This window comes from Erythrobacter sp. (assembly GCF_039988855.1).
GTDB lineage: Bacteria > Pseudomonadota > Alphaproteobacteria > Sphingomonadales > Sphingomonadaceae > Erythrobacter.
Genome location: NZ_JBDXIY010000016.1, coordinates 429015 through 452553, shown reverse-complemented (window position 1 = coordinate 452553; position 23539 = coordinate 429015). Strand labels below are relative to the sequence as shown.

Genomic DNA, 23539 nt, shown 5'->3' with positions numbered 1-23539 from the left:
CAATTCCGCTTTCCAATTGGCCGGTCCGCTAGCGAGAATTGCGCCCACATGCAAAGCACGTTTCGCAACCGTGCGCGATTAGTCGGCATTTGCGCCGTGCAAAGCCTGCACCGCTTGCCCTGCAATCGCCATCCGCGCCTGTGCTGCAGCCATCAATATCGGCTTATCCAATTTAGCGTAAACGCTCGGAATCATGCCCATGAACTGTTTGAAATCTCTGACGAAATGAGCTTGGTCGTGATATTGTTGATCCAGAGTATTAAGCCACTTCATCGATGGGTCCAGCATGAATTTCGAGAGGCTGCGCAAAAAACGTTGTCGCCTGAGCAAGAGTTTAGGCGAAAATCCAAATGCGCGCTTGGAAAGGCGTTCAAGTGAGCGCACGTTCATTGCCACCTCTTCGGCCAACTCAGTAACGGTAGCAATTTTGGGGTCCACAAGGGCCGCATTCAACTGTTCGATCGCGTGCATTTCATCAGTGTCTCGCAAAATGAGCCCTTCCATATGCGCTTCAATTAGAGCCAGCTCCTCGGCAAAATCGCGGTTACTGTTGGACAGTATACGTGCAAGTGGATGAAAGGCGCGAAAGACAGAGTCCTGATTCCCATCAACCACCCGATCTGAGTAATCGCTTGCAGGTGCATCGAACAAAGCTGCCCAGCCCAAAGGCATAAGGCCAATCCCCCAACTTCTGCCCGGCTTCATGCGGAACCTTAAGGCCGTCGCCGTTGGCCCTGCCACAGCGAACCGAGGCACAGCTTCGAAAGGTGCGGATCCCATTGCGCTTTGCGACATGTCTTCATCCATAAACCGCAGATTGGCCCATTCGGGATGAAGGCGGTCTTCGATCATAGCCTGACCGTTTGAAGCGGCAACTTTTGTGCAATAATAGGTGGTAATGAAGGGGCTGAGTTTCGCGCTGGGAAGCGCGAAGCGGATCGAAACCGAACTGCCCGATTCAGTATGCACCCCAGATCCTGTTCTTATTCAACATGATCATCAGCTTTGCGCGGCCGATCAAGCGCCTGCGCCGCACTACCCCAGATCTTTTCACGCGCTTCCATAAAGGAGGCAAGAACAGGGTGCGCCAAGCTTGCATATTTGCTCGGGGTCATGGTCATAAACTCCGTGAACTCCCGAGTGAATTGGGCTTGATCATGATATTCTTCGTCCATTGCCTCAGTCCACAAGGCCCCTTGATGAAGCATGTAACTGGTCAGACTTCGAGTGAAACGTTGGCGGCGCATGAGGCGCTTTGGGGTGAAGCCGAAGTAGCGGCGACAAACCCTCTCGAGCGTCCGAACGCTCATCGCGCAATCATCAGCAAGACTAGCAACCGCAAGGTGATCACCGTTGACCAACGCGTCATGTACCCGCACGATTTTGTCTTCATCGCGCGATGGTCGCATCAACCTTTCCATCGTTTGGCTTATTGCCAGCACCTGCTCTTCAACGTCAGCGTCTGGATTGCAAAGCAGGTCCGAGAGGCCATCAAACTGCGCAAACACCTTATCCTGGCCGCCATCAAACAGAGCATTGCGATAGTCATAAGCTTCAGCATCAATCAAACGGGCCCAGCCCAATGGCAAGATGCCGATGCCCCATAACCGAGACGTTCCAACGCTAAACTTGCAGGCGAGAGAGCTTGGACCTGTGACGACAAAGCGGGCGCCTGACAGGCTGTGCCCGGCAATTTGGGAACTGGGGTGGGACCCTGCAAAAAACCTCAGATTGGCCCATTCCGGCTGCAGATAATCTTCCAAAAGCCCATCGTTCTCAACTTCCAGTTTCAACTGGTAGAAGGTCGTAAAGCAGCCTTCGAATTGGGAAGGAGCCGGGTGAAACACAGCTTGGGCCGAATGACTCCGGTTGCCCTCAACAGCAGCGGACGCAACTCGCCCATCTATGTGTTCCCCCATGGACATAGTTGCCATTTGGCGCAGTTGTCGAAAAACTACAAGATTTTAGGCGCAAATATACAAATTGCGGATCCTTCTACATAGGAAGCAAAAAGGGCCTCAGCGCCAATGTTAGCGCCGGGCCCTTTTACTTTGACTGCGCTTACTGCCCATTCACAGTAAGTCAAAATCGGCGTAGCTCGCCAATTGTAATCGCGTTTACGCTGGTAGAGCGCTTTTCGCTTGAGCGATAATCGCCTTGAATGCCGCTTCTTCGTGCATTGCAAGATCAGCCATGACTTTACGGTCAAGTTCGATCCCGGCGAGTTTCACACCGTGCATGAATTGCGAGTAGGTCAGACCTTCAGCGCGAACCGCAGCGTTGATGCGCTGGATCCAAAGCGCGCGGAAAGACCGCTTTTTCGCTTTACGGTCACGGTAGGCATATTGGCCTGCTTTTTCGACCGCCTGACGGGCGATACGGATCGTATTCTTGCGGCGGCCGCGGTAACCTTTGGCCTGATCGAGAAGACGCTTGTGTTTCTGGCGTGTTGTAACGCCGCGTTTAATGCGTGGCATATCTTATCTCCTGACTATTCAATCAATCGAGGCCGTAAGGCGCCCATTTTTTGATCGTGCGTGCATCAGGGTCAGACGCAACCGAGGTGCCGCGGTTCTGGCGGATATACTTTGCATTGTGGCTGATCAGACGGTGACGCTTACCAGCGACGCCGTGCTTAACCTTGCCAGTTGCGGTGATTTTGAAGCGCTTCTTCACACCGCTTTTGGTCTTAAGCTTGGGCATTTTCATCTCCTTAGTCAGAGACACATTGGCTCAGCCCTGGCAGCCCTATGTCGCCAGGCCGAACGCGCAAATACGTGTCGGTGAAGCGGGGCACATAGCGATTTGACGCAGAAGTGCAAGTGATTCGAAAACCTCGAGGAATTAAAAGATTTGACACACATGACACACTGTCCAAGGGCAAAAATCGCTTCCTCGGGAAAAGCGTAGCAATTCGAGAGGCAAAAGCGGCGTTTCAAACAAGTTCATAGCCAGCCCTTTTAGCGGACCGCGGGACAGTAGGAAACGGGCCGCTAGCCGCCAGAATAGATCGGGCGACCTTTCTCTTGGAGCCACTGCGCAAAGTCTCCGCTCGCGATCAGCTCTGCATCCTCGGGCAGGTCATCGGTCCAGATATAGGCATCTGCGCAGGTGTCGCCGTAACCATCCCAGCCATCGACCGGTACAGCTTGCCGGGTGTAACTCGGCCCTTCGAATTCATCGACCGGGCCCATGTCCACATGGGACGCCTCATGGATCGCGCCGTGGACGATGGCGGAATAACGCGCCTGCGTCAGGATAAGTGCGGGATGCCAGCCATGCGGCGTCGGAATCGCATAAAGCGCCCCTTGCGTTGTCGCAGGTGCACCCATGCCGAGCCCCTTCAAGAACGGCCAATCGCCGCCGTCCGGGCCAAGCCCCTCTTGGAGGACGCCGTAGAAGAAGAGGTGGGCGGGGTTGGTCATGGTCCAAGTCATATCCGCTTAGCTCGAACCTGTCTAAAGAAGACCGCTTTTAGACAAAAGCTAGCGTTGCGTAGATGGCCGGGACTGGAGGTGGGAGCAGCATTGCGGGCGTACCATTTAGCGTGGGTCATTGATCCTAGTTGGAGCAGAGGGCAACGCCAGTCGAAATCTTCACTTCAAACGCTCGAGCCTGCATTTTTTGGCATGCCGAGTTGAGGTTTATCGAGTGATTCAAGTGGTTGGTCGTCTACCATTTGTTCCGCTCAATCTTTCATATAGCCATTGGCAAGCTTGTCACTGAACAAAGACCGACAACCCAATTTTGTGAAGGAAAACAGTGAAACTTCTCTCATCGTCGATCGCCCTGCTGCTCGCTTCTTTGTCCGTCTGCTGCACAAATCAAGACCAGAATGAAGCACCTGAGCTCACAGGCCCCTACTTGGGACAGGAACCTCCCGGCCTGACACCAATCCCCTTCGCGCCAGGGCTTGTGACAACAAGCGCATTTGAGGATGGCGGCGTCTTTTCGCGTGATATGGATGAGTTCTATTTTGTTAGGCAGCGCCCGCAGGATCGAGAGCTTGAAACAATCATCTTCTCACAAGAAGAAGGTCGTTGGGCCATGACAGTGAGGGAGGGAGAAGATGCTGAACCATTCTACAGATACTTCGCGCCCGATGGTAAGACGATGCACTTCGGCAAGCTGTATAAGGAGCGCACCGTTGATGGTTGGTCAGAAACCAAAAGTCTTGGACCTGCCTTCGAAGACATAAACATCATGAGCCTTTCTGCCTCATCGCGGGGGACTTATGCGATCGACGAAAGGCGTGAGGACGAGGACGGCCTTCTCAGATATTCGCGGCTGATTGATGGCGTGCGTGAAACGCCGAAACCGTTTGGCAGTGAAATCAACAGCGGAACACGGAATGCCCACCCCTTCATCGCTCCCGACGAATCCTACATCATTTGGGACGGCATAAAAGATAGCGGTTTTGGCAATGTCGATCTGTACATCAGTTTTCGGCACCCGGATGGCTCTTGGGGGTCAGCTATCAATATGGGCGCGGCAATAAACACGGATGCATACGAAGCAGGACCAAAGGTTACGCCTGATGGAAAATATCTGTTCTTCGTAAGAGTTGTAGGCACAACAGACGACAACCCATATTCCGACATAGACATATTTTGGGTCGACGCGCAGATCATCGAAAACCTCAGGCCCCAGAGGTAAGCTTGGAACACATCCAAAACTGCCAAGCTGGTTGTCCGGCTTTGGGTCGAATGCGGAATGGCGGCTCTTGAAGCCCAACTAACGATAGCCGCACGCACTGCCATCACCGACGGCGATGCAAAGGCATCAATCATCCCCCAAAGGAAAGCTGAAACCACCTGAACTCGGAAGGATCGAAGTGTCGCTCGCTTCCCGGACATTGGCGGGCATCTCGCTTGACCCCATCGCCGCCAGCACATCTTCGAGCCTCGCCGGATCGCCAAGGGCAATCACCGAACCATCGCTATCCGCGTCCAATGGGTTGCCTTGCCAATCGCTCATCATGCCGCCTGCGCCTTCGACCACAGGGACCAATGCCGCATAGTCATGCAGCTTAAGGCCGCTTTCCATCACGAGGTCGATATGGCCGCTCGCTAGCAAGGCATAGTTATAGCAATCGCCGCCATAGATCGGCCATGGTTTCTTAGGGTATGCGTTGGTGACGACGTTCAACCATGCGTCCGCTTCATCCGCGCTAAAGCAATGGGGCGAGGTGGTGGCCATGCTCATGCCTTCAACCGCGCGGCAGGCACGGGTTTTTACAGCATGTCCGTTGAGGGTCGTGGTCTCACCCACGCGGCCCGCCCAGCGTTCGCGCTGAACCGGCTGGTCGATAATGCCAAGGACGGGCCAGCCGTCTTGCATTAGCGCAATCAGAGTGCCGAAAATCGCGCGGCCTGCGACGAAGCTTTGCGTACCGTCGATCGGGTCGAGCACCCATTGGCGGCCTGCGCCTTCGTTCGTGCGGCCATACTCCTCGCCGATTATGCCGTCGCCGGGGCGCTCTTCCTCGATCATTTTGCGCATGACCGCCTCTGCGCCGCGATCCGCTTCGGTGACGGCGGAGGAATCCTCTTTGGTCTCCGCTTCCCAATCGCCCTTTGCATCTCCGCGAAACAGCGGGCGGATGACGGAACCGGCAGCATCAGCAAGGCGGTTGGCGAATTCTAGATCAGCAGGAGTCATGCACGCGCGTTACGAAACGGTCTGCAAGACCGCAAGGGCAACTGCGCACCCGCCCAGCAAGGACGCACCCGGGTGCGTCCTTGCTGGGCGGGTGCGCAATACAAAGCGTCAATCAAACAGGCTGGAGACGGAGCTTTCATCCGCAATCCGGCGAATCGCTTCGCCAACAAGCGGGGCAATGGGAAGCGCGCGGATTTTCTCTGAGGCTATGGCGGCCTCAGTAAGCTGGATCGAATCGGAGATTACCAGCTCTTTCAATTTCGAGCCGTCGATCCGCGCAACTGCGCCGCCCGAAAGCACACCGTGGGTGATGTATGCGGCAACCGACTTTGCCCCGTTTTCCAGCAGCGCTTCGGCGGCATTGCACAGCGTCCCGCCCGAATCGACGATATCGTCGATTAGGATGCAGTGACGGCCAGAGACATCGCCGATGATGTTCATCACCTCTGATTCGCCAGGGCGATCGCGGCGTTTGTCGACGATGGCGAGCGGCGCGTTGTCGAGGCGTTTGGCCAGAGCGCGGGCACGGACCACGCCGCCTACGTCGGGCGAGACGACCATAAGATCATGGTCGCCGTAGCGCGCTTGAATATCGGCGGCCATTACGGGCGCTGCATAGAGATTGTCGGTTGGGATATCGAAGAATCCCTGAATCTGCCCAGCGTGAAGGTCCACAGCGAGCACTTTGTCCGCGCCTGCCTCAGTGATCAAATTGGCAACCAGTTTGGCAGAGATCGGCGTGCGCGGGCCGGGTTTGCGGTCTTGGCGGGCATAGCCAAAGTACGGCACAACCGCCGTAATCCGTTTGGCCGACGCGCGCCTCAACGCATCAATGCAGATGAGCAGCTCCATGAGGTTGTCATTGGCCGGATAACCCGTGGGCTGAACCAAAAAGACATCCTCACCCCGGACATTCTCATGAATTTCAACGAAGATTTCTTCATCCGCAAACCGGCGAACACTCGCATCGGTCAAAGGGATTTCAAGATAGGCAGCAATAGCCCGGGCGAGCGGCAAGTTCGAGTTGCCGGACATGATCTTCATCTTCGCGAATCCCCGTATGGATGGTGCTGTCCCCCGCCTAATGGAGCGTCATTGAATTGCAACATGCGAGATTGGGCTTGTCGTCACCTCCGTGCAGGGTCGGGAAGATTACTCGTCGTGAACGAAGATCACCTGATCGGCGTTATCGACCCGGACCCAGACCTGATAATAGCCCGCCTCATGCTCACCGCGTTTGTTGGCAGCCGGTTTGGGAAGGCCCGTGCGCGCATCAATCCATTGCAAGCGCACCTCTCCATCCACTGCGATTCGGCGACCACCCAGGCGCTGGATCATAGTGAACATGTTGAGGTCAAAATTCGTGTCCTGACGGCACCCTTTCACATCGATCCTGCCCGGCGTAAAATCGCGCGGTTTGCAGACCGTTGCACGGCGCAGCAGATTGTACAGTGCATCGGGCTCTATCGCGATGGTGAGCGTCCCAAAGCGTGCGTAGTCGCGGCGCGAGCTTACGAAGAAAAGCTGTTCCAAAGAGCCGCTTATGCTCTGCCCGCCACCCTTAATGTCGAGCAGGAAGCGGCCTGCGCGCGCCTCGCCCTCGCCTGCTTCAAAGGCCATTTTCAATGCTTGGACAGGCGTAATGCAGCCTGTCTCGCAATCGGGTGAATGTTCTATTGCGGTGTTTAGGGGCGCGTCTTGCTGCGCCAGCTCTGTCAGTCGGGCATCAATTTCAGGGTCGACCAGAATGCTGGGCGTCCTTGCACCCAACACAGAGGTTTGCATGAGCAACATTGATACCAAGAATGCGCGGGCGCCAAGCACAGGTCAGGTCCGTTTGATGTTTGCAACGTCGCCCGCTCTTTTGTGCAATCTCGATGAACGCGCGCTGAGCAAAGCTGCACGGGCAGAATGCCTTTCCCAGCGAGAGCGGCTACATGCGCGAAAACTACACCCGGTGCGGCGCAACCCTGTGCTCGCCTTGGATCCAGCGCACGGTGCCGCTCGATGCGCGCATCACGACGCTCTCGGTCGTCATGATCATTGCACCAGTGCTCTTCCTTCGGGTTTTGACGCCCTCAAGAAGCGAACCTGATGTCACGCCGGTTGCGGCAAAGATACAATCTGACTTCGCAAGCTCTTCCAGCTTGTAGATCTTATCAAGGTCAGTGATGCCCCATTTGCGAGCCCGCGCCTTCTCATCGTCATTGCGGAAGAGCAGGCGTCCGTTAAACTGTCCTCCGACACAGCGCAGAGCAGCAGCGGCAAGCACCCCTTCAGGTGCGCCGCCTTGGCCCATATAGATGTCGATGGTGGTGTCTTGATCGGTCACCGCAATCACACCCGCCACATCACCGTCGCCGATCAGGTGCACACCGCATCCGATGCTGCGAAGTTCAGCAATAAGATCAGAGTGGCGCGGACGATCGAGGACGCAGACATTGATTTCGGACGGTTTTACACCTTTGGCCGCTGCGACAGATTCGACATTTTCCGTCGCCGTTTTGGCAAGATCGATCACATCGGCTGGAAGGCCGGGGCCCACTGCAAGTTTGTCCATGTAAACGTCCGGCGCATTCAACAAACCACCCTCTTCGGACGCGGCCAATACAGCAAGCGCATTGGGTCCTGCTTTGGCGGTGATTGTCGTGCCTTCCAATGGGTCGAGTGCGATGTCGATCTTGGGACCTTTGCCCGGCGCGCCGCCGACTTTCTCTCCAATATAGAGCATTGGCGCTTCGTCGCGCTCGCCCTCACCGATCACCACTGTGCCGTCCATATAGAGCGAATCGAACGTACGCCGCATAGCTTCGACCGCAGCGGCATCGGCTGCTTTTTCATCGCCCCTGCCGATCAATTGTGCCGCAGCAACAGCAGCCGCTTCGGTAACGCGCACCATTTCAAGGACGAGCATGCGGTCTATCGCACTTTTGCTCCCTTCCTCTTTTGTGGCCAGTACATCTGTGCCAGAAGCGTGCGGTATGTTTGGAGTGTTCATCGGGAATTCAGTCCTTATGCGCCCATTACGGTAATCGGGGCCTTATATGTCCTTAGTCGCGCTTAGCCATGAGGATATAGGCTTGTCGAGCATTGGTATACAGTACCCAACAGATGTAACTCTTTTGCACCGCTTCGGTTTGGTGAGCATTGGCGTGTGCCTTGCGGCTCTTGGCGGCCCTTTGTCAGCACAAGATGAACCGAATGGAACAGGGCCAAATGAGGCAGCCGAGGTTGCAGCACCTGCTGCCCCTGAACCCGAAGAACGCGTCGTCCTTGACTTGATCATCACCAAGCCGCGCAGTCAGTCGGACCAGCTGTTGATTGAGGATTGCGAGGAAGAGGCGGATGCAGCGCGTATTGCCAACGAGATTGTCGTGTGCCGCCAATTGGGTGAAGAGACGGATGGATCGTGGAACAAGGAAGAATTTGAGCGCAACTATGCTCAACGCACCCAAGGAGAGAAGCCGGTCGATGTCGCTGGCGGCGGCATTTTCAAGGGCCCCGCGACACTCGGCGGGCTCTGCGTAATCCCGCCTTGCCCGGGCGAAGCGGCTCTTATCATTGATGTCGAGGCCCTGCCCGAAGCGCCAGAAGGCTCGGACGCTGACCGAATTGCCAGAGGGCTTCCACCCTTGGGCCAAGATGAAGAGTTGAGCCCAGAAGAGATTCAACGGCGGAGGCGTGCTGCGGGATTGGACGCGCCAGATGTCCAATGACCGAAAGGGGGCATTTTACAGCGCAAACTCTTGCACTTGGATCAGCTCTAACTGGTTTAGCGTTGTTCACCTCACCTCTATCGGCACAAGAAGTGGACGAGGACGATGAGGCTGAATTCGTCCTTGACCTAACCCTGCCCGGTACGCTTCCCGCTCAAGGGAGCTATAATGAATGCGAAGCCCAAACCGATGCCGCGCGCATTGCAGGTGAGATTGTCGTGTGCCGCAGCTTGGGCGAAGCGTCCGATGGCTCTTGGAATGCGCAAGACTTTGAGCGTAGCTACGCTGAGCGAACGCAGGGTCCCAAAGCGCCCGATGTGGATGGCAGCGGCATACAATTGCCGTCAGAAGGATCAGTCATTACTATGACCGTTACCGCCGAACTCGGCGAAGCCTCGCAAGCGCCCGTAACGGTCGATTTTGATACGCTTCCCGGACCGCCTTCAGGGTCAGATGCTGATCGGATTGCGCGCGGGCTTCCACCATTGAAAGACGACTGAGCGCTGGGGCGCAAGAAACTAGCTCGGCAAAATCGGCAGGACTAACGGCTCGCCCGTTAGGCTGTCTGATCCCTCCAGAAGCTCCATGGCGCGGACAACATTTGCCTCCAGCCCTTCGTGCGTAACCATAGCCACCAGAACTTCGCTGTCTTCGCCAGCACGGCCTTGTTGAATGAGGCTTTCGATCGAAACATCAGCATCGCGCATCGCAGCAGTGATTTCGGCCAGTACACCGGGACGGTCGTTCACCGTAAAGCGCAAATAGGTGCGCTGTGTACGGCCACCGGGCTCGGCTGGGCCAAGGCTCGCCAATTGCGTAACCGGCATAGAGAAAGGCGCGCCCACGTCCCCTCTCGCAATATCGATGAGGTCGGCCACCACTGCGCTGGCGGTTGGGCCATCGCCTGCACCTGCACCTTGGAATAACAGCCGGCCTGCGAAATTCCCTTCGGCCACCACTGCATTGGTAGGGCCATCAACCGGGGCAAGCGGGTGATCCTTTGCGACAAGGCACGGGCGCACGCGTTGGAGAAGCTTTGGACCGTCGGCATCTTGCTGAACATCGGCTTCGGCGATCAAGCGAATAACAAAGCCTAATGCGTCTGCCTGAGCGATGTCAGCGGCGCGAACTGCGACAATTCCAGTGGTCGTGACATTCGCAAAATCAAGCTCCACCCCGAAACCAATGGTCGCAAGGATAGCCAGCTTATGCGCTGCATCCACACCTTCGATATCGAAGGTCGGATCGGCTTCCGCATATCCCAACGCCTGCGCCTCAGAAAGGGTCTCCGCAAAATCAGCGCCAGTCGATTCCATCGTAGTAAGGATGTAATTGCAGGTGCCGTTCAGGATGCCATACACTTTGGTCAGCTCATTCGCGCTGGTGCCTTCGCGAAGGCCTTTGACCACCGGTATGCCGCCTGCAACCGCCGCTTCGAATTTGAGCGCAAGGCCGCCGGCTTCGGCCGCCTCAGCAAGCTCAAGGCCGTGGTGTGCCACCATTGCCTTGTTTGCCGTTACAAAACCTTTGCCGCCTTTAAACGCCGCACGAGAAAGCGTGAGTGCAGGACCATCAGAGCCCCCGACCAATTCCACAACAACGTCAACATCCTCGCGCAAACCAAGCGCGGTCATATCGTCTTCCCATGCAAAACCGCTGATATCGACGCCCCGGTCCTTGCCTCGCTCACGCGCGCTTACCGCTGTGACCTCGATTGCCCGGCCAGCGCGCGCCGCAATCAGATCGCGATTGGTTTCGAGCAAGCGAATGACGCCCGCCCCGACTGTTCCGAGACCTGCAATTCCAATGCGAAGAGGTGCGTTTATGCCCAAAGGGAGGCTCCGTTCGTGTTGATCACCAAAGAAGCGCCCCGCTTAAGAGCACCCGCACGCAGGTCAAGCCCCTCGCATTGCTCAAGTTAGTCCCGTTAGGCTTCATCAGCCTGCGTAATAACCCTTGAGCATTGACCCAGCTGTTCGAGCACAAAGCGATAGTCAGCCTCGGCAAGACGCCGCGTTTCGGGATCGCGCGCGAGATTGGCGCTGGAGGGAAGCGAATCAGGAAGTGAGCAGGCAAGGCGATACCAACGTAAAGTCTCACGCGCAGGGGCGCGTGCCGCCGAATCGATGATTTCGCCCCAAGACACGCCCCAAGAAATAGGCTGACCCGGTCGCCTAAGCACCGTGATCGACACCGGCGAACGGTCCTTTGTCTCAACAAAAATTTGCGTTTCTGATTCGCCGACCAATGTCCCCTGCACCGCAAGCGCATCACCGATGCCAGAAATCAAAGGGGGCACATCACGCCCCGCCAAATCGGTCAGAATCGGGCGAAGACGCGCCTCAAGCGCAGGAGAATAATCAAGCATCGCCTGTTTACCCGTTAGCCTGACGGACCCCCGCCGACCGGGAACCTGATCCGCAAACAGTATCATTTCGCGTTTTTTGTACTTCTCCGGTTTACCCTTGGCATTGAGCGGGACGTCAACAAGGAACACGAGCGATTCGCCGAGCGCCGAAGAGCCAGAGATGAGCGCCAATGTGCGCGCTTCGATGTAGAGCCTCGTGAATCCGGGCTCTAATCCGGGTGCGCGCTCTGGTTCGACAGCTATTTGGCGGCGAATCTCCACCTTGATCACCATGTCACTGCGCTCCGCAAGGTCGACAAGGTCGGCATATGTGGCCCGATCAGCCGCACTAATCGCTTCTGAGACAGGGCCTTGCGAAAGGGCAGGAACAGCGCCCGCAAACAGTGATGCCGCCACAATGGAGGGAACTGTTAGTCGCTTGAAACAAGGGATTAAATTTCCGTTAACTATAAGCTTCATCACCGAATCCTACCAAATACATTGAGACCATATTCGAGGCTTTCCTATTGCAAGTCCATCGCAATGAATCGCTCCTGAATGGATAAAGCGTTTGATTGCCTAAAGGTTGACCGTTAAAGCCGTTTGCTCGTGTTGAGGTTGGGGACAAATTCAGCACGTGGAGCGCCTTTGTGTTTTTGAGTCCGTAATGAACCAAAAATGCAAGGTCGGTTGGGAAGAATTGTTTGCCAAACACCGCACGGCTTGCCGGGTGTGGCTTTGCAAAAACTCATCTCAGTCGGAAGTTCAAGATTCTGGGAGTCACTACCTAGGACTGAAGTCATCGGGACGTGCACCTTTCTTGGGTGCGAATCGAATTGGATGAGCAAGTCTTAGGGTGTGAAATTGTGTGTCGAACGCCCCGGTTCGGCCAAGACTATGGAGTGAAAGCGACTGGATGGCCTACGCTGACCAACAAATGGGTGGAAGTAGAGTTACTTCCATTATTTTCGTCGCGCTGATCCACGTAGCCGTTGGTTACCTGCTCATTTCCGGGCTCGCCATTTCGGCGGTCAAGGAAATCGCGGAGCGGGTTACTGCGGTCAATGTGGAAGAGCCCGAGGAACCCCCTGAGCCAGAGGAGGAACCGCCTCCCCCTGAAGAGATTGTAGAGCCGCCGCCCACCGTGCCGCCGCCACCGATTCCTCAGCTGAATCAGAATAACACTGTGGAGCGTGAGCAAGATCCTGATCCTCAGCCTCGTCCAGAGCCAGATCCGGAACCTCGGCCAACTGCAACAGCGACGCCGGAGCCAGCTCCGCCATCGCTAGCGCGGGGTGCAACCACTCGCAACGAACGTCGTTGGGCAGGCCGTATTCAAGAAAACTATCCTTCGCGTGCACTTCGCGAAGAAGTTGAAGGTACGGTTGGTGTCAGTGTCGTCGTGACGGCCAGAGGCCGCGCGACCAACTGCCAAGTTACCGCATCAAGCGGTTCAACTATCCTTGACCGGGCAGCATGCCGCGGGATGGAACGTTACGCACGTTTTAACCCGGCGCTTGATGCCGCAGGGAATGAGACCAGTGGCAGATACAACACACGGATCACTTACCGTTTGAATTGATCGAATTGATGGAAGCCTGGGGACGAGAGGGTCCGCAGGTTTCCGACCAAAACTATTTCAAGAGGATTACTCGCAATGAACCTTTACTATCTTGCAGCCAGCGCTGCCACCGAAGCACCAGTCAACGAGTTTGGCTTCATGAAAGCTATGGAAGAAGGCGGCCCAGTTGCCTGGTCGATCCTTGCTGTCATGGTCATTATGTCTGTGGGCTCGTTCTACATTCTTTTCACCAAATACTTCGAGCAAGCCAAAGTGATGCGTCAGTACAAAGGCGTTCAAACCGCGTTTTGGCGCACCGCATCGCTCAAAGAAGGTGCAACCAAGCTTGAGAAGAACTCAGCATGGCGTCAGCTCGCTGACGATGCTGTCACTGCTCAAGACCACCACTCCAAAATGGAAGGTGCAGCAAACGAGATCCACTTCGTAGAAGAGGAACTCGCTCATTCACAAAACACCATTAACCAGTCTTTGTCTGGCGGTCTTTCCTTCCTCGCATCTGTTGGTGCGACGGCTCCGTTTATTGGTCTGCTCGGTACCGTGATCGGTATTTACCGTGCTCTGATCAACATCGGTATCGAGGGTTCGGCTTCGATCGATAAGGTTGCTGGCCCAGTTGGTGAGGCGCTCATCATGACCGCTATTGGTCTGCTTGTGGCTGTGCCTGCTGTGCTTGCCTTTAACTGGCTCCAGTCGCGTAACCGTCGCATCGACGCTTTGATGACCGACTTCTCAAACAACATCGTTGCCTACATCGGTTCAAACGGTGTGGTTAAGCCTGCTGTGGCTGGTCCTGCGAAGAAGCCTGCTGCGAAGCCGGCTCCGGCTGCGAAGAAGTAAGATTTTGATGGCTAACGGGGGCATTCACACGGGTGCCTCCTCCTAGCCGTCAAATCCAATCTTCGTAGTGCACCTGAATATCAGGTGCCTGATTTGAGAAACGCTCAAATTTGAGCAGAGAAGGAATTCACAATGGCGATTTCGACGGGAGGCGGGGGCGATACCCCAATGTCCGACATCAACACCACGCCGCTGGTGGACGTGATGCTGGTTCTCCTCATCATCTTCCTCATCGCGGTTCCGGTGGCGATCCAAACGATCGAACAGCTTGAAATCCCAGTCTTCGCATCCGAAGAGTCCAAGGATAAGGTGGAAAACCTGCAGCTTACCATCAGCACGACTGATGCCGATGGTAACACCGCAGGGATCATCCGTTCTGGCTTCGGTGGTGCGATACGGGGCGGCGAGTGCCGGGTCTACTTCAACAACATCACTCCGGTTGATTCCGAAGAACTTCGTCAGCAGGCATTCGACCGCCTCGATGCGATCGTTCAGCGTGCAGGCGGTGTTGACGTAATCATGGAAGATCCGGACTTGATCCCACAAGTGCACATTAGGGCTGACGTTGAAGCTCCATGGCGCTGTGTTGCGGGTGCGATCTACAACATTCAGGCAGCGGGCTATCCGACGGTTGGGTTCATTTCCAACCCGGTTGATCCGAATGGTTGATCCCAAAGTCTGTTTGACGAATTTAAGGAGTAACTGACATGGGTATGGCTGGAGGTAAACTCGACGGCGAACCGATGATCGATATGAACATGACCCCGCTGATCGACGTTTTGCTCGTTCTGCTAATTATGTTCATCATCACCATTCCGGTGGCGACACACTCGGTCGATATCGACCTTCCATCAGGCGATCCGCCTGATAACCCAGTTGATATCGAGCCGGACAAGAACAAGTTGGTGATCACCGATGATGATCAACTTCTGTGGAACGGCGATCCGATCACGGAAGGAAACTTGGTATCAATTCTTGCTCAGACATTGGCATTGCCAGTCGAGCCTGAACTGCAATACGAACCGTTTGGTCAAGCAAGCTATGACAAGTCTGCGAAGACGCTCGACATCATCAAGAAGTCTGGCGTGACCAAATTTGGTTTTGTCGGAAACGACAGATATCGGGTTTTTGGCAAGTAAACGGCCACGATCTGATTGATCAAGCAAGAGGGCGCTCACGGGAAACCGGAGCGCCCTTTTTCTTTGCCTAAACCGCGGTCAGTTGCTGCCCGCACACCCGTGTGCGTTAGGCAACCTATTGGGTTTGCTGTAGAGTCAAGTTCTGTCCTGATCACAAGAGGTGAGAAAATATGGCTACTTCGCTAACCCCTATAGGCGATGCCCCCGGTAATAGATCCGGTAATGAGCCCGTCAGTTCCATGAACATGACCCCGCTCATCGATGTGCTCCTGGTGCTGCTCATCATGTTTGTCGTGACAATCCCCATCGCCTCCCATTCGATGGATTTTGATCTGCCCAGTGTCCCAATTGAGCCCACTACGAAACCTCATCCTGTCACCAATAAGCTTGTCGTTTCAAACGAAGATGCGATTTTTTGGAATGGCAATCAGATCAACAAAGCTCAGCTAATGGCGCTCTTGCGCGCCACTTCGGCAATGGCTCCGGAGCCTGAACTGCAGTTCGAACCAGAGGCCCAAGCGAGCTATCAGGCCTCGGCTGAGATCATGCGGACCATCAAGTTTTCAGGCGTGACCAAATTCGGCTTCGTCGGGAATGAGAGATATCGGGACTTTGACTAGAGCCGCGAACGAACTGAATGGACGGGTCATGCGCAAGCGCCCAAGGAAGCGCTTCGATCACGGCGAACCAATCGCCAAGATCGATACGCGGCCTTTGGCGTTTGTTGCAAACCAAACGCGGGTTCACGCACTCATCATTGAATTGCCAGAGGGTTTCCCCCCAGAAGCACCCTCCTCCAAACCTCACGGTGTCATTGAATGAACAAGGAGAAATCAGGTTAGAGGATGCCTTGGTTACGCTCGAACAACTCTCTGAGAGCATCATTGCCTATAACATGGTCCAACCCATTGTCCTTTTGCTCCCCAGATTCGTCGACTGAGATCCTAGCGGACGCGTCAATTAATATCTTCGAGCCAGGTGGTTGCGAGCAGTTCTACAAGCCACTCGAATTTTATTAGTCCCAGTCCAAATGCTCAGCCTCTCGCGGCTCAATCCGCATAGCTTCGCCAGCCAGCGTCTCCGCCTCTAACAAAAGCTCATCATCCACTTCGCCCTGCGGCACCGCCTCGCGGCCAATCATGGTCATCACCGGCACGGCCAAGGGTGAAACCCGCTCAAGTTCGACATGTACTAGCTCATCCTGCGAACGCTCAAGCAGATCGGCAAGCCGCCCCACATCAGTCATATTGGCACGCGCATCGGCCCATGCTGCCTCAAGCAGCACATGATCCGGCTCATATTTCCTGAGCACATCGTAGATGAGATCGGTAGAGAAGGTCACCTGCTTGCCCGTCTTGCGTTTTCCCGGATGTTGACGCTCAATCAGGCCGCTGATCACGGCCACCTCTCGGAAAGCACGGCGCAAAAGATGGCTTTCGGTCACCCACTCGGTAAATTCCTCGGTCAGGATATCGGGTGAGAGCAGCGGCTTGGGGTCGAGAACCGGCTTTAGACCCCACACCGCAAGCGTGTAGTCATTCGCCACAAAACCGCCCGGCATCAGGCCAAGGCTCTCCATCCGCCGCGTGATAAGCATGCCCAGCGACTGGTTCGCGTTCCACCCTTCAAAGGTGTAATAGGCCGTGTAATGCTTCTTGGCGTGCGGGAAGCTTTCGACCAGCAGTTCGCCCGGTTTTGGCAGGCGGCTGCGATAGTCCTGCACCTCCAGCCACTCACGCACATCATCGGGAAACCGCCCCCAGCCCGCACGGTCATCGAGCATCGCTTGCACGCGTGTTGCCAGATGCGTGGTGAGCGGCAGGCGAAGCCCGCCATACGACGGGATCGTCGCCGAATTCTTCGCTGCGCGTACGATCACATCCATGTCTTTGATGCTCTCAACCTCAAGGCTCATGCCCGCAAAGAAGAAGGTGTCGCCGCTCGACAATTGCGCCGCAAAGCGCTCTTCCACCCTGCCCAGCTTGCGTCCGTTCTTGAAACGCACTTGGAGCATTTCACTATCGACAATGATGCCAGCGTTCATGCGGTGGCGCTGGGCCTGATTGGGGTGGGTAAGCCGCCACACACCGCTCCTATCCCGCGTGATGCGCTTAAATTTGTCATAGGCGTTAAGCGCATATCCGCCGCTTTCAACGAAATGCAGTATGCGCTGGAACGCCGTTTCATCCACCCAGGCATAGGCCAGCGAGCTGCGGATTTCGGCGAGCAGATCATCTTCGTGAAAAGGCCCTGCACAAGCGCATGCCATCACATGCTGCGCCAGCACATCAAGACCGCCTGCGCGGAAATCCTCGCCATCGCGCATACCTTCATCGACCGCATCTTTCGCCGCCATCGCTTCGAGAAATTCAAAGCGATTGCCCGGCACCAGCATGGCGCGGCTTGCCGTGTCCAGCCTATGGCCAGCGCGTCCGATGCGTTGGAGAAGGCGCGAGGAACCCTTTGGCGCGCCCATCTGCACCACCAGATCAATATCGCCCCAATCGACCCCCAAATCGAGGCTGGCCGTGCACACCAGCGCGCGCAGCTCTCCTGCTGCCATTGCATCCTCGACCTTGCGCCGGGCTTCCTTGGAAAGGCTCCCGTGATGCACACCGATGGGCAGGTTCTCTTCGTTCACCTCCCACAGGCATTGAAAGATAAACTCCGCCAGAAACCGCGTATTGGTAAAGATCAGCGTCGTGCGGTTCTCACAGATCGCCTCCATCAACTGATCCACCGCCCAGCGCCCTGCATGCCCGCCCCAAGGGACGCGCTCCTCTATCGGCAGGAGAATATCCACCTCAGCCGGAGCCCCGTCTTCACCCAGCACCAGATCGGCTGTACGAATTTCGCCCTCAGCATCGGCGGGTTGAGGGGCAAGCCATTCTTGAAAGCTCAAAGGATTGGCCAGCGTTGCCGAAAGCGCCGCGCGCTGCATATCAGGAGCAAGGGTTTGAAGCCGCGCCAAGGAAAGCGCCAGAAGGTCTCCGCGTTTTCCGGTCGCAAAGGCATGCACCTCGTCGATAACGACACGCTTTAAGGTGCGGAACATCTCCATGCTCTCCGGATAGGAAAGCAGCAGCGACAGACTCTCAGGCGTAGTGAGAAGCACATGAGGCGGCTTGCTACGCTGGCGTTTCTTGCGATCTGATGATGTGTCGCCCGAGCGGGTCTCAACCCGGATGGGCAGTCCAATCTCTTCAATCGGGGTAAGCAGATTGCGCTTCACATCATGCGCAAGCGCCTTCAGCGGTGAAACATAGAGGGTATGAAGACCATCTTCTGGGGCTGCATCAATCGAAGGCACGAAATCACATAGGGTTGGCAGGAACCCCGCAAGCGTCTTGCCCGCACCGGTATCAGCGACAAGCAAGGCATCGCGTCCCTCGCGCGCTTTGGTGAGCATGTCTGATTGGTGCCGCCTGACGCGCCAACCTCGCGTATCGAACCAGCCTTGGATTTCAGCCGGGACCTGCCCGGCATCCAAGTTCATTAGAATCCATCGCCCATCGCTGCTGGCTCTACCTCGGCGAGTTCCTCTTCACTTATGCCCAAAAGTGAAGCGAGTTTGGCGCGTTCTTGCGCATCTAACGCAGAAAAGCTGCGACCTTCCGGAAACTCAGCACCAATGCTGCCCATCAGTTCAAACATTGAGGGCATACGCTGCATTATCGCTGGCATGAGCTCGTTCATAGCCGACATAACCTGAGGATCGGCGAAGATAACAAAGCTCTCAGCAGCGTATTTCTTACCAACAGCCGTATCGAAATAGGCTGAAAGGTCAGCCAGTTCCTCCTGAGAAAAGCGGACGGCGTATGCACGGGCAAGACCAGCCCGGTAAGCAGGCTCAATCTCGACCACCACCTCGCTCATAAGCTCAAACAATTTGGCACCCATCGCGGCATTACGCTCTGCTGCAGCAGGATCGAGCAGTGCTACAGCTGCCTTGAGCTTGTCATCATCAATCGCGCCCAATGTAAGCGAGTCGACGCCGGTAAGACCCCTCAAGGCAAGCGCAGGCGAACCACCAAGACCGCCAATCATCTCTTCGAGCATCGGCGCCATGGTCTCTTCCATCATCCGTGAATATGTGCCTTCGGGGAAGAGCTTTGTGACGACAATCATCGCCTCTCCAAGGCGCGCTTCTTCTTCAGGTGACAGCGGATCTGGCGTGACAAACATATCACCGAACAGATCAGCAATAGCGTCGATTTCTTCCTGGGATGGTTGCGCTGATGTTTCTGTTTGCGCAGCGACAGGGACAGTGAACGACAAAGCAAGCCCTGTAGTAGCGGCCAAAAACAAGCGTTTCATGATTGCGGTCCTTTTCGAGATCTCAAGAGCACCAATGCCTTACCCAGACGATGCGTTCCAGCCCATTTCTTGCAAACGCCCGGCAACTTCAAGTGCAGGAGCAAACCAAATTAAAAGCGCCAAAAGCCGTAAGGATCGCATCCATATCGGGCGTCTGTGCAATCCCCAGCTTGGCCTAAACTCAGCCTTGGCCCTTAATGTCCAACGCTCTCCCCGCGTTCCAGTCCGGAAAGCGTCAATTGTTCGTCGATCTGAGCGATCAGGCGCTCAAGGCCGGCTTCGCTGTCGCTTTCTGCCCGCGCAACGAGGACATCCTGCGTGTTGGAAGCGCGAAGCAGCCACCAACCATCAGCGGTGTTGACCCGCACGCCATCGGTTGCATTGACCTCTTCCACACCATCGCCGGGATTGGTGGTGAGCCGCTCAGTGATCTCGGCCATGGCCGGGAATTTGCGGGCCTCATCGACTTGGAATCGCATTTCCGGCGTGTTGAGCATATCAGGAACACTGCCGCGCAATTCCGTCACAGATTTGCCTAGGCGTGCAGTGGCCGCAAGCAAGCGAACACCTGCATAAAGCGCGTCGTCAAACCCGTAATAGGTGTCTGCAAAGAAGACGTGCCCGCTCATTTCGCCGGCCAGCGGAGAGCCTGTTTCCTTCATTTTGGACTTAATGAGCGAGTGCCCTGTCTTCCACATGAGCGGCTTGCCGCCGTGCTTGGCAACATGGTCAAACAGAGCGCGGCTTGCCTTTACATCGGCGATAATCGTTTGACCTTGATGGGTTTTTAGGACGTCCTCAGCATAGATCATCAGCAGCTGATCGCCCCAAATCACTCGGCCCTCACCATCAATCGCGCCGATACGGTCGCCATCACCGTCAAAGGCAACTCCAAAATCGAGGTTCTTGGCAGCGACGAGCGCGCGCAGATCCGTCAGGTTCTCTTCAACAGTTGGATCAGGATGGTGATTAGGAAAATGTCCATCAACGTCAGTAAACAGCAAATGATGCTCACCCGGCAATCGCGCCGCCAACGCTTCGAGAGCAGGTCCGGCCGCGCCGTTCCCGTTATCCCAGCCAACCTTGAGGCCGTTGAGTTTCGCATCGTCGATACCGGCCAATCCCTCGAGCATGCGCTCGACATACTCGCCAAGGATGTCGCGCGAGGAGACTTCCCCGGCTCCATCGGCCCAGTCCCCGGCCGCCGCCATGGTTCCAAGCCCTTGGATATCAGCTCCGAAAAAGGGTCGTCCCTGAAATACCATTTTGAAGCCGTTATAATTGGGGGGATTGTGGCTGCCAGTTATCTGAATGCCGCCCTGCACGTCTTCGGCTGAGGCTTCTGCGTAATACAGCATCGGGGTCGCCCCCATGCCGACTTTTACTACATCACAGCCGCTTGCCGCGAGCCCTTCGACCAGCGCGTGTTCGAGCATGGGCGAGCTTACGCGTCCGTCATAGCCAACGGCGACCTTGGGTGCGCCGTCGGCCCCATCGGCCTCCTCTGCGCGGCGAAGCAATGTGCCGAAACTTCGGCCAATAGCGCGCGCATCATCTGCACCAAGGGTTTCACCAATAATACCGCGAATATCGTATTCGCGAAGCACTGTAGAATCGAATGTGTGGGACATAAATTAGGGGCCTTGTGTCGTACGTTTCAGTATCCGCATCGCAATTCTGCCGAAGCGCCTTTCAGATACTATAGTTCATAGCGCCAACACCGCTAGAATCATTGGGTTGTTATTGGACTAACCATAGCCGGAGATATTATTGCGACGAACCGGTGTCGTCAGGCGTATTATCATCCAAACTAACACCTTCGCGCGGAAGTTCATCCAAAAGCAGGTCGCGCGCATCGTTGGCTTCGTGAACCTGTTGATTGCTCCCACCGCGGTCAGGGTGCACCATCGAAATCAAACGCTTATGCGCAGCCATAATCTGCTCACGAGTGGCGTGTTGTTCGACCGCCAACAACTTACGCGCCTTAAACACGGCCTGTGAACGCGTCGGTTTAGACTGAAGATATTCCCAAGGCCATTTGCCAAGAGCCCATCGCCAAAGCAGGCACACCACAGTAAGAATGACAGCAAATTTCAGCATGGATCAGGTAGGCTCCAAGGAGGGTTTTGATTTGACGATCTCCGGTAGGTTTAGCGCCATCACCAAAGTGCGCAATTCCTGACGTGCAACCAAATGGCTGGTGCCAAGATCTCCCAAGTGGCCTTTGTCGAGCAAGGTGAGCCCCGAAGGGAAGAGTTCACGGAAAATCACACGTTCGGAAAGACCAGGCGTTACGCGAAATCCCACCCGCTTAGACATCTCTGTCAGCGCCTTATTGATGCGCGCCATGTTGCGCGCCTCGGTGTGTCCTGTGCGGTTGCGTACAACAATCCAATCCATCTGCATTCGCTCACCACTGACGGTTGCCCGGCTACGCTTTATCCGCGCCTCCCAGATAAGCTCGGCAAAGAAGGATAATTTCTTGACGTTGAAATTCTCCGGATCGACCTGGCCAATAAGGTCAAAATCAACAAAACTGTCGTTCATAGGCGTGACCAGAGTGTCGGCCTGTTCCACTGCGCAGCGCGCCAACGGATCATCGCGCCCTGGATTGTCGATGACGAGAAAATCACAGTCTTTCTCAAGCTTTTCAATCTTGAGGTTTAGCGCAGAATCGCTGCGACCCTTGAACACTTCGCATGCCGGCGTCGGCAGGTGCAGCCCGCGCCGCTGCATCGTGTTATACCGATTTTCCATATAGCGGTGCGAGGTGCGTTGGCGCGGATCAAGGTCCAGCATCGTCACGCGGGCACCCAAATAAGAAAGTGCTACTGCGACATGGACTGCCGTGGTGGATTTGCCCGTGCCACCCTTCTCATTGGCAAAAACAATCCGGTGTGTGCGGTGTCTTGCAGGGACGGCGACCATCGAATGTTATCCTTATTGAGTTTTTGCATCCGTTGACCGATTGAGCGCCCCGGTTTCGTTGCTTTACGCCTTGTTTGCTCATAGCGCGAGGGTCTATCGATACTCCTCGCGAATTTTATCTAAGGGGAACCCTGCGTGCAAACGGCACACTCTCTCGATGTGTTGAGAACAAACGTTTCAAAGCTGCGATCCGGGGGAGCCCGCATTGGATTGGTGCCAACCATGGGCGCGCTGCACGAGGGACATTTGACGCTCGTTCGCCGCGCCTTGGAAGAGTGCGATGCGGTTGTTGCCTCGATCTTCGTAAACCCCACACAATTTGGTCCGAATGAAGACCTAGATGCCTATCCGCGCCAATTGGCGCAGGATGCCGCTATGTTGGAATCGGAAGGATGCGCGCTCCTTTGGGCTCCCGAGGCGAGTGAAATGTACCCTGATGGGTTTGTCACCAATATCGCAGTTACCGGTGTAAGCGAGGGGTTATGCGGCGCGGACAGACCCGGTCATTTCGATGGTGTCGCAACGGTGGTCAACAAGCTGTTCAATCAAGTGCTTCCCGATATGGCTTTCTTTGGCGAGAAAGATTTCCAGCAGCTCGCCGTGATCCGATCAATGGCCCGTGATCTCAATCTGAGCTTGCCTCATGTGCATTCAATCATCGGGGTGCCCACCGTGCGCGAGGCAGACGGCCTCGCTATGTCGAGCCGCAACCGGTATTTGTCTAAAGCGAACCGTCAAGCAGCGGCGATCCTGCCGCGTGCGATGAAATCGGCAATCGCAGCAATCGAGGCGGGCAGCGATGTCGCTTCCTGCCTGACCCAGCTTGAAGGCGCTCTGATAGAGGCCGGTTTTGACAGCGTGGACTATGCCGTGCTCGCCGATGCCACTTCCCTAAAAGCCTTGGAGCGCCTAGGCGGCAAACCGGCGCGGCTTTTGGTCGCTGCACGTATCGGCGGCACGCGCCTTATCGACAATATGGCTGTCTCTTCTTGAAGCGCCGCAAGGATTAACA

At 55.8% G+C, this 23539-nt stretch carries 26 protein-coding genes; 10 read left to right on the top strand and 16 right to left on the bottom strand.

The features are described 5' to 3' along the window. Positions 1-78: 78 nt before the first annotated feature. From ABJ205_RS09860 to ABJ205_RS09840, 5 genes are all read right to left on the bottom strand, one after another. Entirely contained in the window at positions 79-969 is an 891-nt protein-coding gene (locus ABJ205_RS09860; RefSeq protein WP_348158972.1) for a helix-turn-helix domain-containing protein, read from the bottom strand. A 14-nt stretch (positions 970-983) separates the two neighbouring features. After that, positions 984-1919 carry an AraC family transcriptional regulator gene (locus tag ABJ205_RS09855; protein WP_348158970.1) on the bottom strand — a complete coding sequence of 312 codons (936 nt, stop codon included), beginning with the start codon at positions 1917-1919 and terminating at the stop codon, positions 984-986. A 198-nt stretch (positions 1920-2117) separates the two neighbouring features. Continuing rightward, entirely contained in the window at positions 2118-2477 is a 360-nt protein-coding gene (gene rplT / locus ABJ205_RS09850) for a 50S ribosomal protein L20 (RefSeq protein WP_348158968.1), read from the bottom strand. A gap of 22 nt (positions 2478-2499) precedes the next feature. Beyond that, positions 2500-2703 carry a 50S ribosomal protein L35 gene (gene rpmI / locus ABJ205_RS09845; RefSeq protein ID WP_348158966.1) on the bottom strand — a complete coding sequence of 68 codons (204 nt, stop codon included), beginning with the start codon at positions 2701-2703 and terminating at the stop codon, positions 2500-2502. A gap of 290 nt (positions 2704-2993) precedes the next feature. Next, entirely contained in the window at positions 2994-3425 is a 432-nt protein-coding gene (locus ABJ205_RS09840; protein WP_348158964.1) for a gamma-glutamylcyclotransferase family protein, read from the bottom strand. Positions 3426-3762: 337 nt separating this feature from the next. Here ABJ205_RS09840 and ABJ205_RS09835 point away from each other — a divergent pair, with 337 nt between their 5' ends. Continuing rightward, entirely contained in the window at positions 3763-4656 is an 894-nt protein-coding gene (locus ABJ205_RS09835) for a hypothetical protein (RefSeq protein WP_348158962.1), read from the top strand. Between the two features lie 126 nt (positions 4657-4782). On the opposite strand, the gene ABJ205_RS09830 is transcribed toward ABJ205_RS09835, so the two are convergent. The 4 genes from ABJ205_RS09830 to glpX form a co-directional block, all read right to left on the bottom strand. After that, complete coding sequence (locus ABJ205_RS09830; RefSeq protein WP_348158960.1) at positions 4783-5661, bottom strand: inositol monophosphatase family protein; 879 nt, start codon at positions 5659-5661, stop codon at positions 4783-4785. Between the two features lie 108 nt (positions 5662-5769). Beyond that, positions 5770-6705 (bottom strand): ribose-phosphate pyrophosphokinase, encoded by a 936-nt coding sequence (locus tag ABJ205_RS09825; protein WP_348160013.1) that lies wholly within the window; start codon positions 6703-6705, stop codon positions 5770-5772. Between the two features lie 108 nt (positions 6706-6813). Beyond that, a complete protein-coding gene (locus tag ABJ205_RS09820; RefSeq protein WP_348160014.1) occupies positions 6814-7446 on the bottom strand; it encodes a hypothetical protein in 633 nt (210 codons plus the stop codon). 163 nt (positions 7447-7609) lie between these two features. Continuing rightward, complete coding sequence (glpX, locus tag ABJ205_RS09815) at positions 7610-8575, bottom strand: class II fructose-bisphosphatase (protein WP_348160114.1); 966 nt, start codon at positions 8573-8575, stop codon at positions 7610-7612. Between the two features lie 130 nt (positions 8576-8705). Between glpX and ABJ205_RS09810 the strand changes: the two genes are divergently transcribed. Continuing rightward, complete coding sequence (locus ABJ205_RS09810) at positions 8706-9377, top strand: hypothetical protein (RefSeq protein WP_348160015.1); 672 nt, start codon at positions 8706-8708, stop codon at positions 9375-9377. Next, positions 9374-9877, top strand: coding sequence for a hypothetical protein (locus tag ABJ205_RS09805; protein ID WP_348160016.1), 504 nt, complete (start codon positions 9374-9376; stop codon positions 9875-9877). Before ABJ205_RS09810 ends, ABJ205_RS09805 begins: the two co-directional genes overlap by 4 nt. Before the next feature lie 18 nt (positions 9878-9895). Here the strand turns inward: ABJ205_RS09805 and ABJ205_RS09800 are convergent, their stop codons facing one another. Both ABJ205_RS09800 and ABJ205_RS09795 read right to left on the bottom strand, forming a co-directional pair. Beyond that, positions 9896-11203, bottom strand: a complete 1308-nt coding sequence (locus tag ABJ205_RS09800; protein ID WP_348160116.1) for a homoserine dehydrogenase — start codon at positions 11201-11203, stop codon at positions 9896-9898. A gap of 101 nt (positions 11204-11304) precedes the next feature. Beyond that, positions 11305-12141 (bottom strand): hypothetical protein, encoded by an 837-nt coding sequence (locus ABJ205_RS09795; protein WP_348160018.1) that lies wholly within the window; start codon positions 12139-12141, stop codon positions 11305-11307. A gap of 499 nt (positions 12142-12640) precedes the next feature. On the opposite strand from ABJ205_RS09795, the gene ABJ205_RS09790 reads away from it, so the two are divergent. From ABJ205_RS09790 to ABJ205_RS09765, 6 genes are all read left to right on the top strand, one after another. Then, complete coding sequence (locus ABJ205_RS09790) at positions 12641-13306, top strand: TonB family protein (protein ID WP_348160020.1); 666 nt, start codon at positions 12641-12643, stop codon at positions 13304-13306. A 75-nt stretch (positions 13307-13381) separates the two neighbouring features. After that, positions 13382-14143 carry a MotA/TolQ/ExbB proton channel family protein gene (locus ABJ205_RS09785; protein ID WP_348160022.1) on the top strand — a complete coding sequence of 254 codons (762 nt, stop codon included), beginning with the start codon at positions 13382-13384 and terminating at the stop codon, positions 14141-14143. A 132-nt stretch (positions 14144-14275) separates the two neighbouring features. Continuing rightward, a complete protein-coding gene (locus ABJ205_RS09780; RefSeq protein WP_348160024.1) occupies positions 14276-14812 on the top strand; it encodes a biopolymer transporter ExbD in 537 nt (178 codons plus the stop codon). Between the two features lie 38 nt (positions 14813-14850). Further along, positions 14851-15282: a biopolymer transporter ExbD gene (locus ABJ205_RS09775; protein WP_348160025.1), complete on the top strand. Its 432-nt coding sequence runs from the start codon at positions 14851-14853 to the stop codon at positions 15280-15282. A gap of 239 nt (positions 15283-15521) precedes the next feature. Beyond that, a complete protein-coding gene (locus ABJ205_RS09770; RefSeq protein ID WP_348160027.1) occupies positions 15522-15902 on the top strand; it encodes a biopolymer transporter ExbD in 381 nt (126 codons plus the stop codon). Positions 15903-15930: 28 nt separating this feature from the next. Next, positions 15931-16104 carry a hypothetical protein gene (locus tag ABJ205_RS09765; protein ID WP_348160029.1) on the top strand — a complete coding sequence of 58 codons (174 nt, stop codon included), beginning with the start codon at positions 15931-15933 and terminating at the stop codon, positions 16102-16104. 193 nt (positions 16105-16297) lie between these two features. Here the strand turns inward: ABJ205_RS09765 and ABJ205_RS09760 are convergent, their stop codons facing one another. The 5 genes from ABJ205_RS09760 to ABJ205_RS09740 form a co-directional block, all read right to left on the bottom strand. After that, positions 16298-18778, bottom strand: a complete 2481-nt coding sequence (locus ABJ205_RS09760; RefSeq protein WP_348160031.1) for a ligase-associated DNA damage response DEXH box helicase — start codon at positions 18776-18778, stop codon at positions 16298-16300. Then, positions 18778-19599, bottom strand: coding sequence for a DUF2059 domain-containing protein (locus ABJ205_RS09755; protein WP_348160033.1), 822 nt, complete (start codon positions 19597-19599; stop codon positions 18778-18780). Before ABJ205_RS09755 ends, ABJ205_RS09760 begins: the two co-directional genes overlap by 1 nt. Before the next feature lie 194 nt (positions 19600-19793). Continuing rightward, a complete protein-coding gene (locus ABJ205_RS09750) occupies positions 19794-21230 on the bottom strand; it encodes a phosphomannomutase/phosphoglucomutase (protein WP_348160035.1) in 1437 nt (478 codons plus the stop codon). 136 nt (positions 21231-21366) lie between these two features. Further along, positions 21367-21699: a molecular chaperone DnaJ gene (locus tag ABJ205_RS09745; protein ID WP_348160036.1), complete on the bottom strand. Its 333-nt coding sequence runs from the start codon at positions 21697-21699 to the stop codon at positions 21367-21369. Positions 21700-21702: 3 nt separating this feature from the next. Further along, entirely contained in the window at positions 21703-22527 is an 825-nt protein-coding gene (locus ABJ205_RS09740; RefSeq protein ID WP_348160037.1) for a division plane positioning ATPase MipZ, read from the bottom strand. Positions 22528-22662: 135 nt separating this feature from the next. Between ABJ205_RS09740 and panC the strand changes: the two genes are divergently transcribed. Beyond that, complete coding sequence (gene panC, locus ABJ205_RS09735; RefSeq protein ID WP_348160039.1) at positions 22663-23520, top strand: pantoate--beta-alanine ligase; 858 nt, start codon at positions 22663-22665, stop codon at positions 23518-23520. Positions 23521-23539 lie beyond the last annotated feature (19 nt).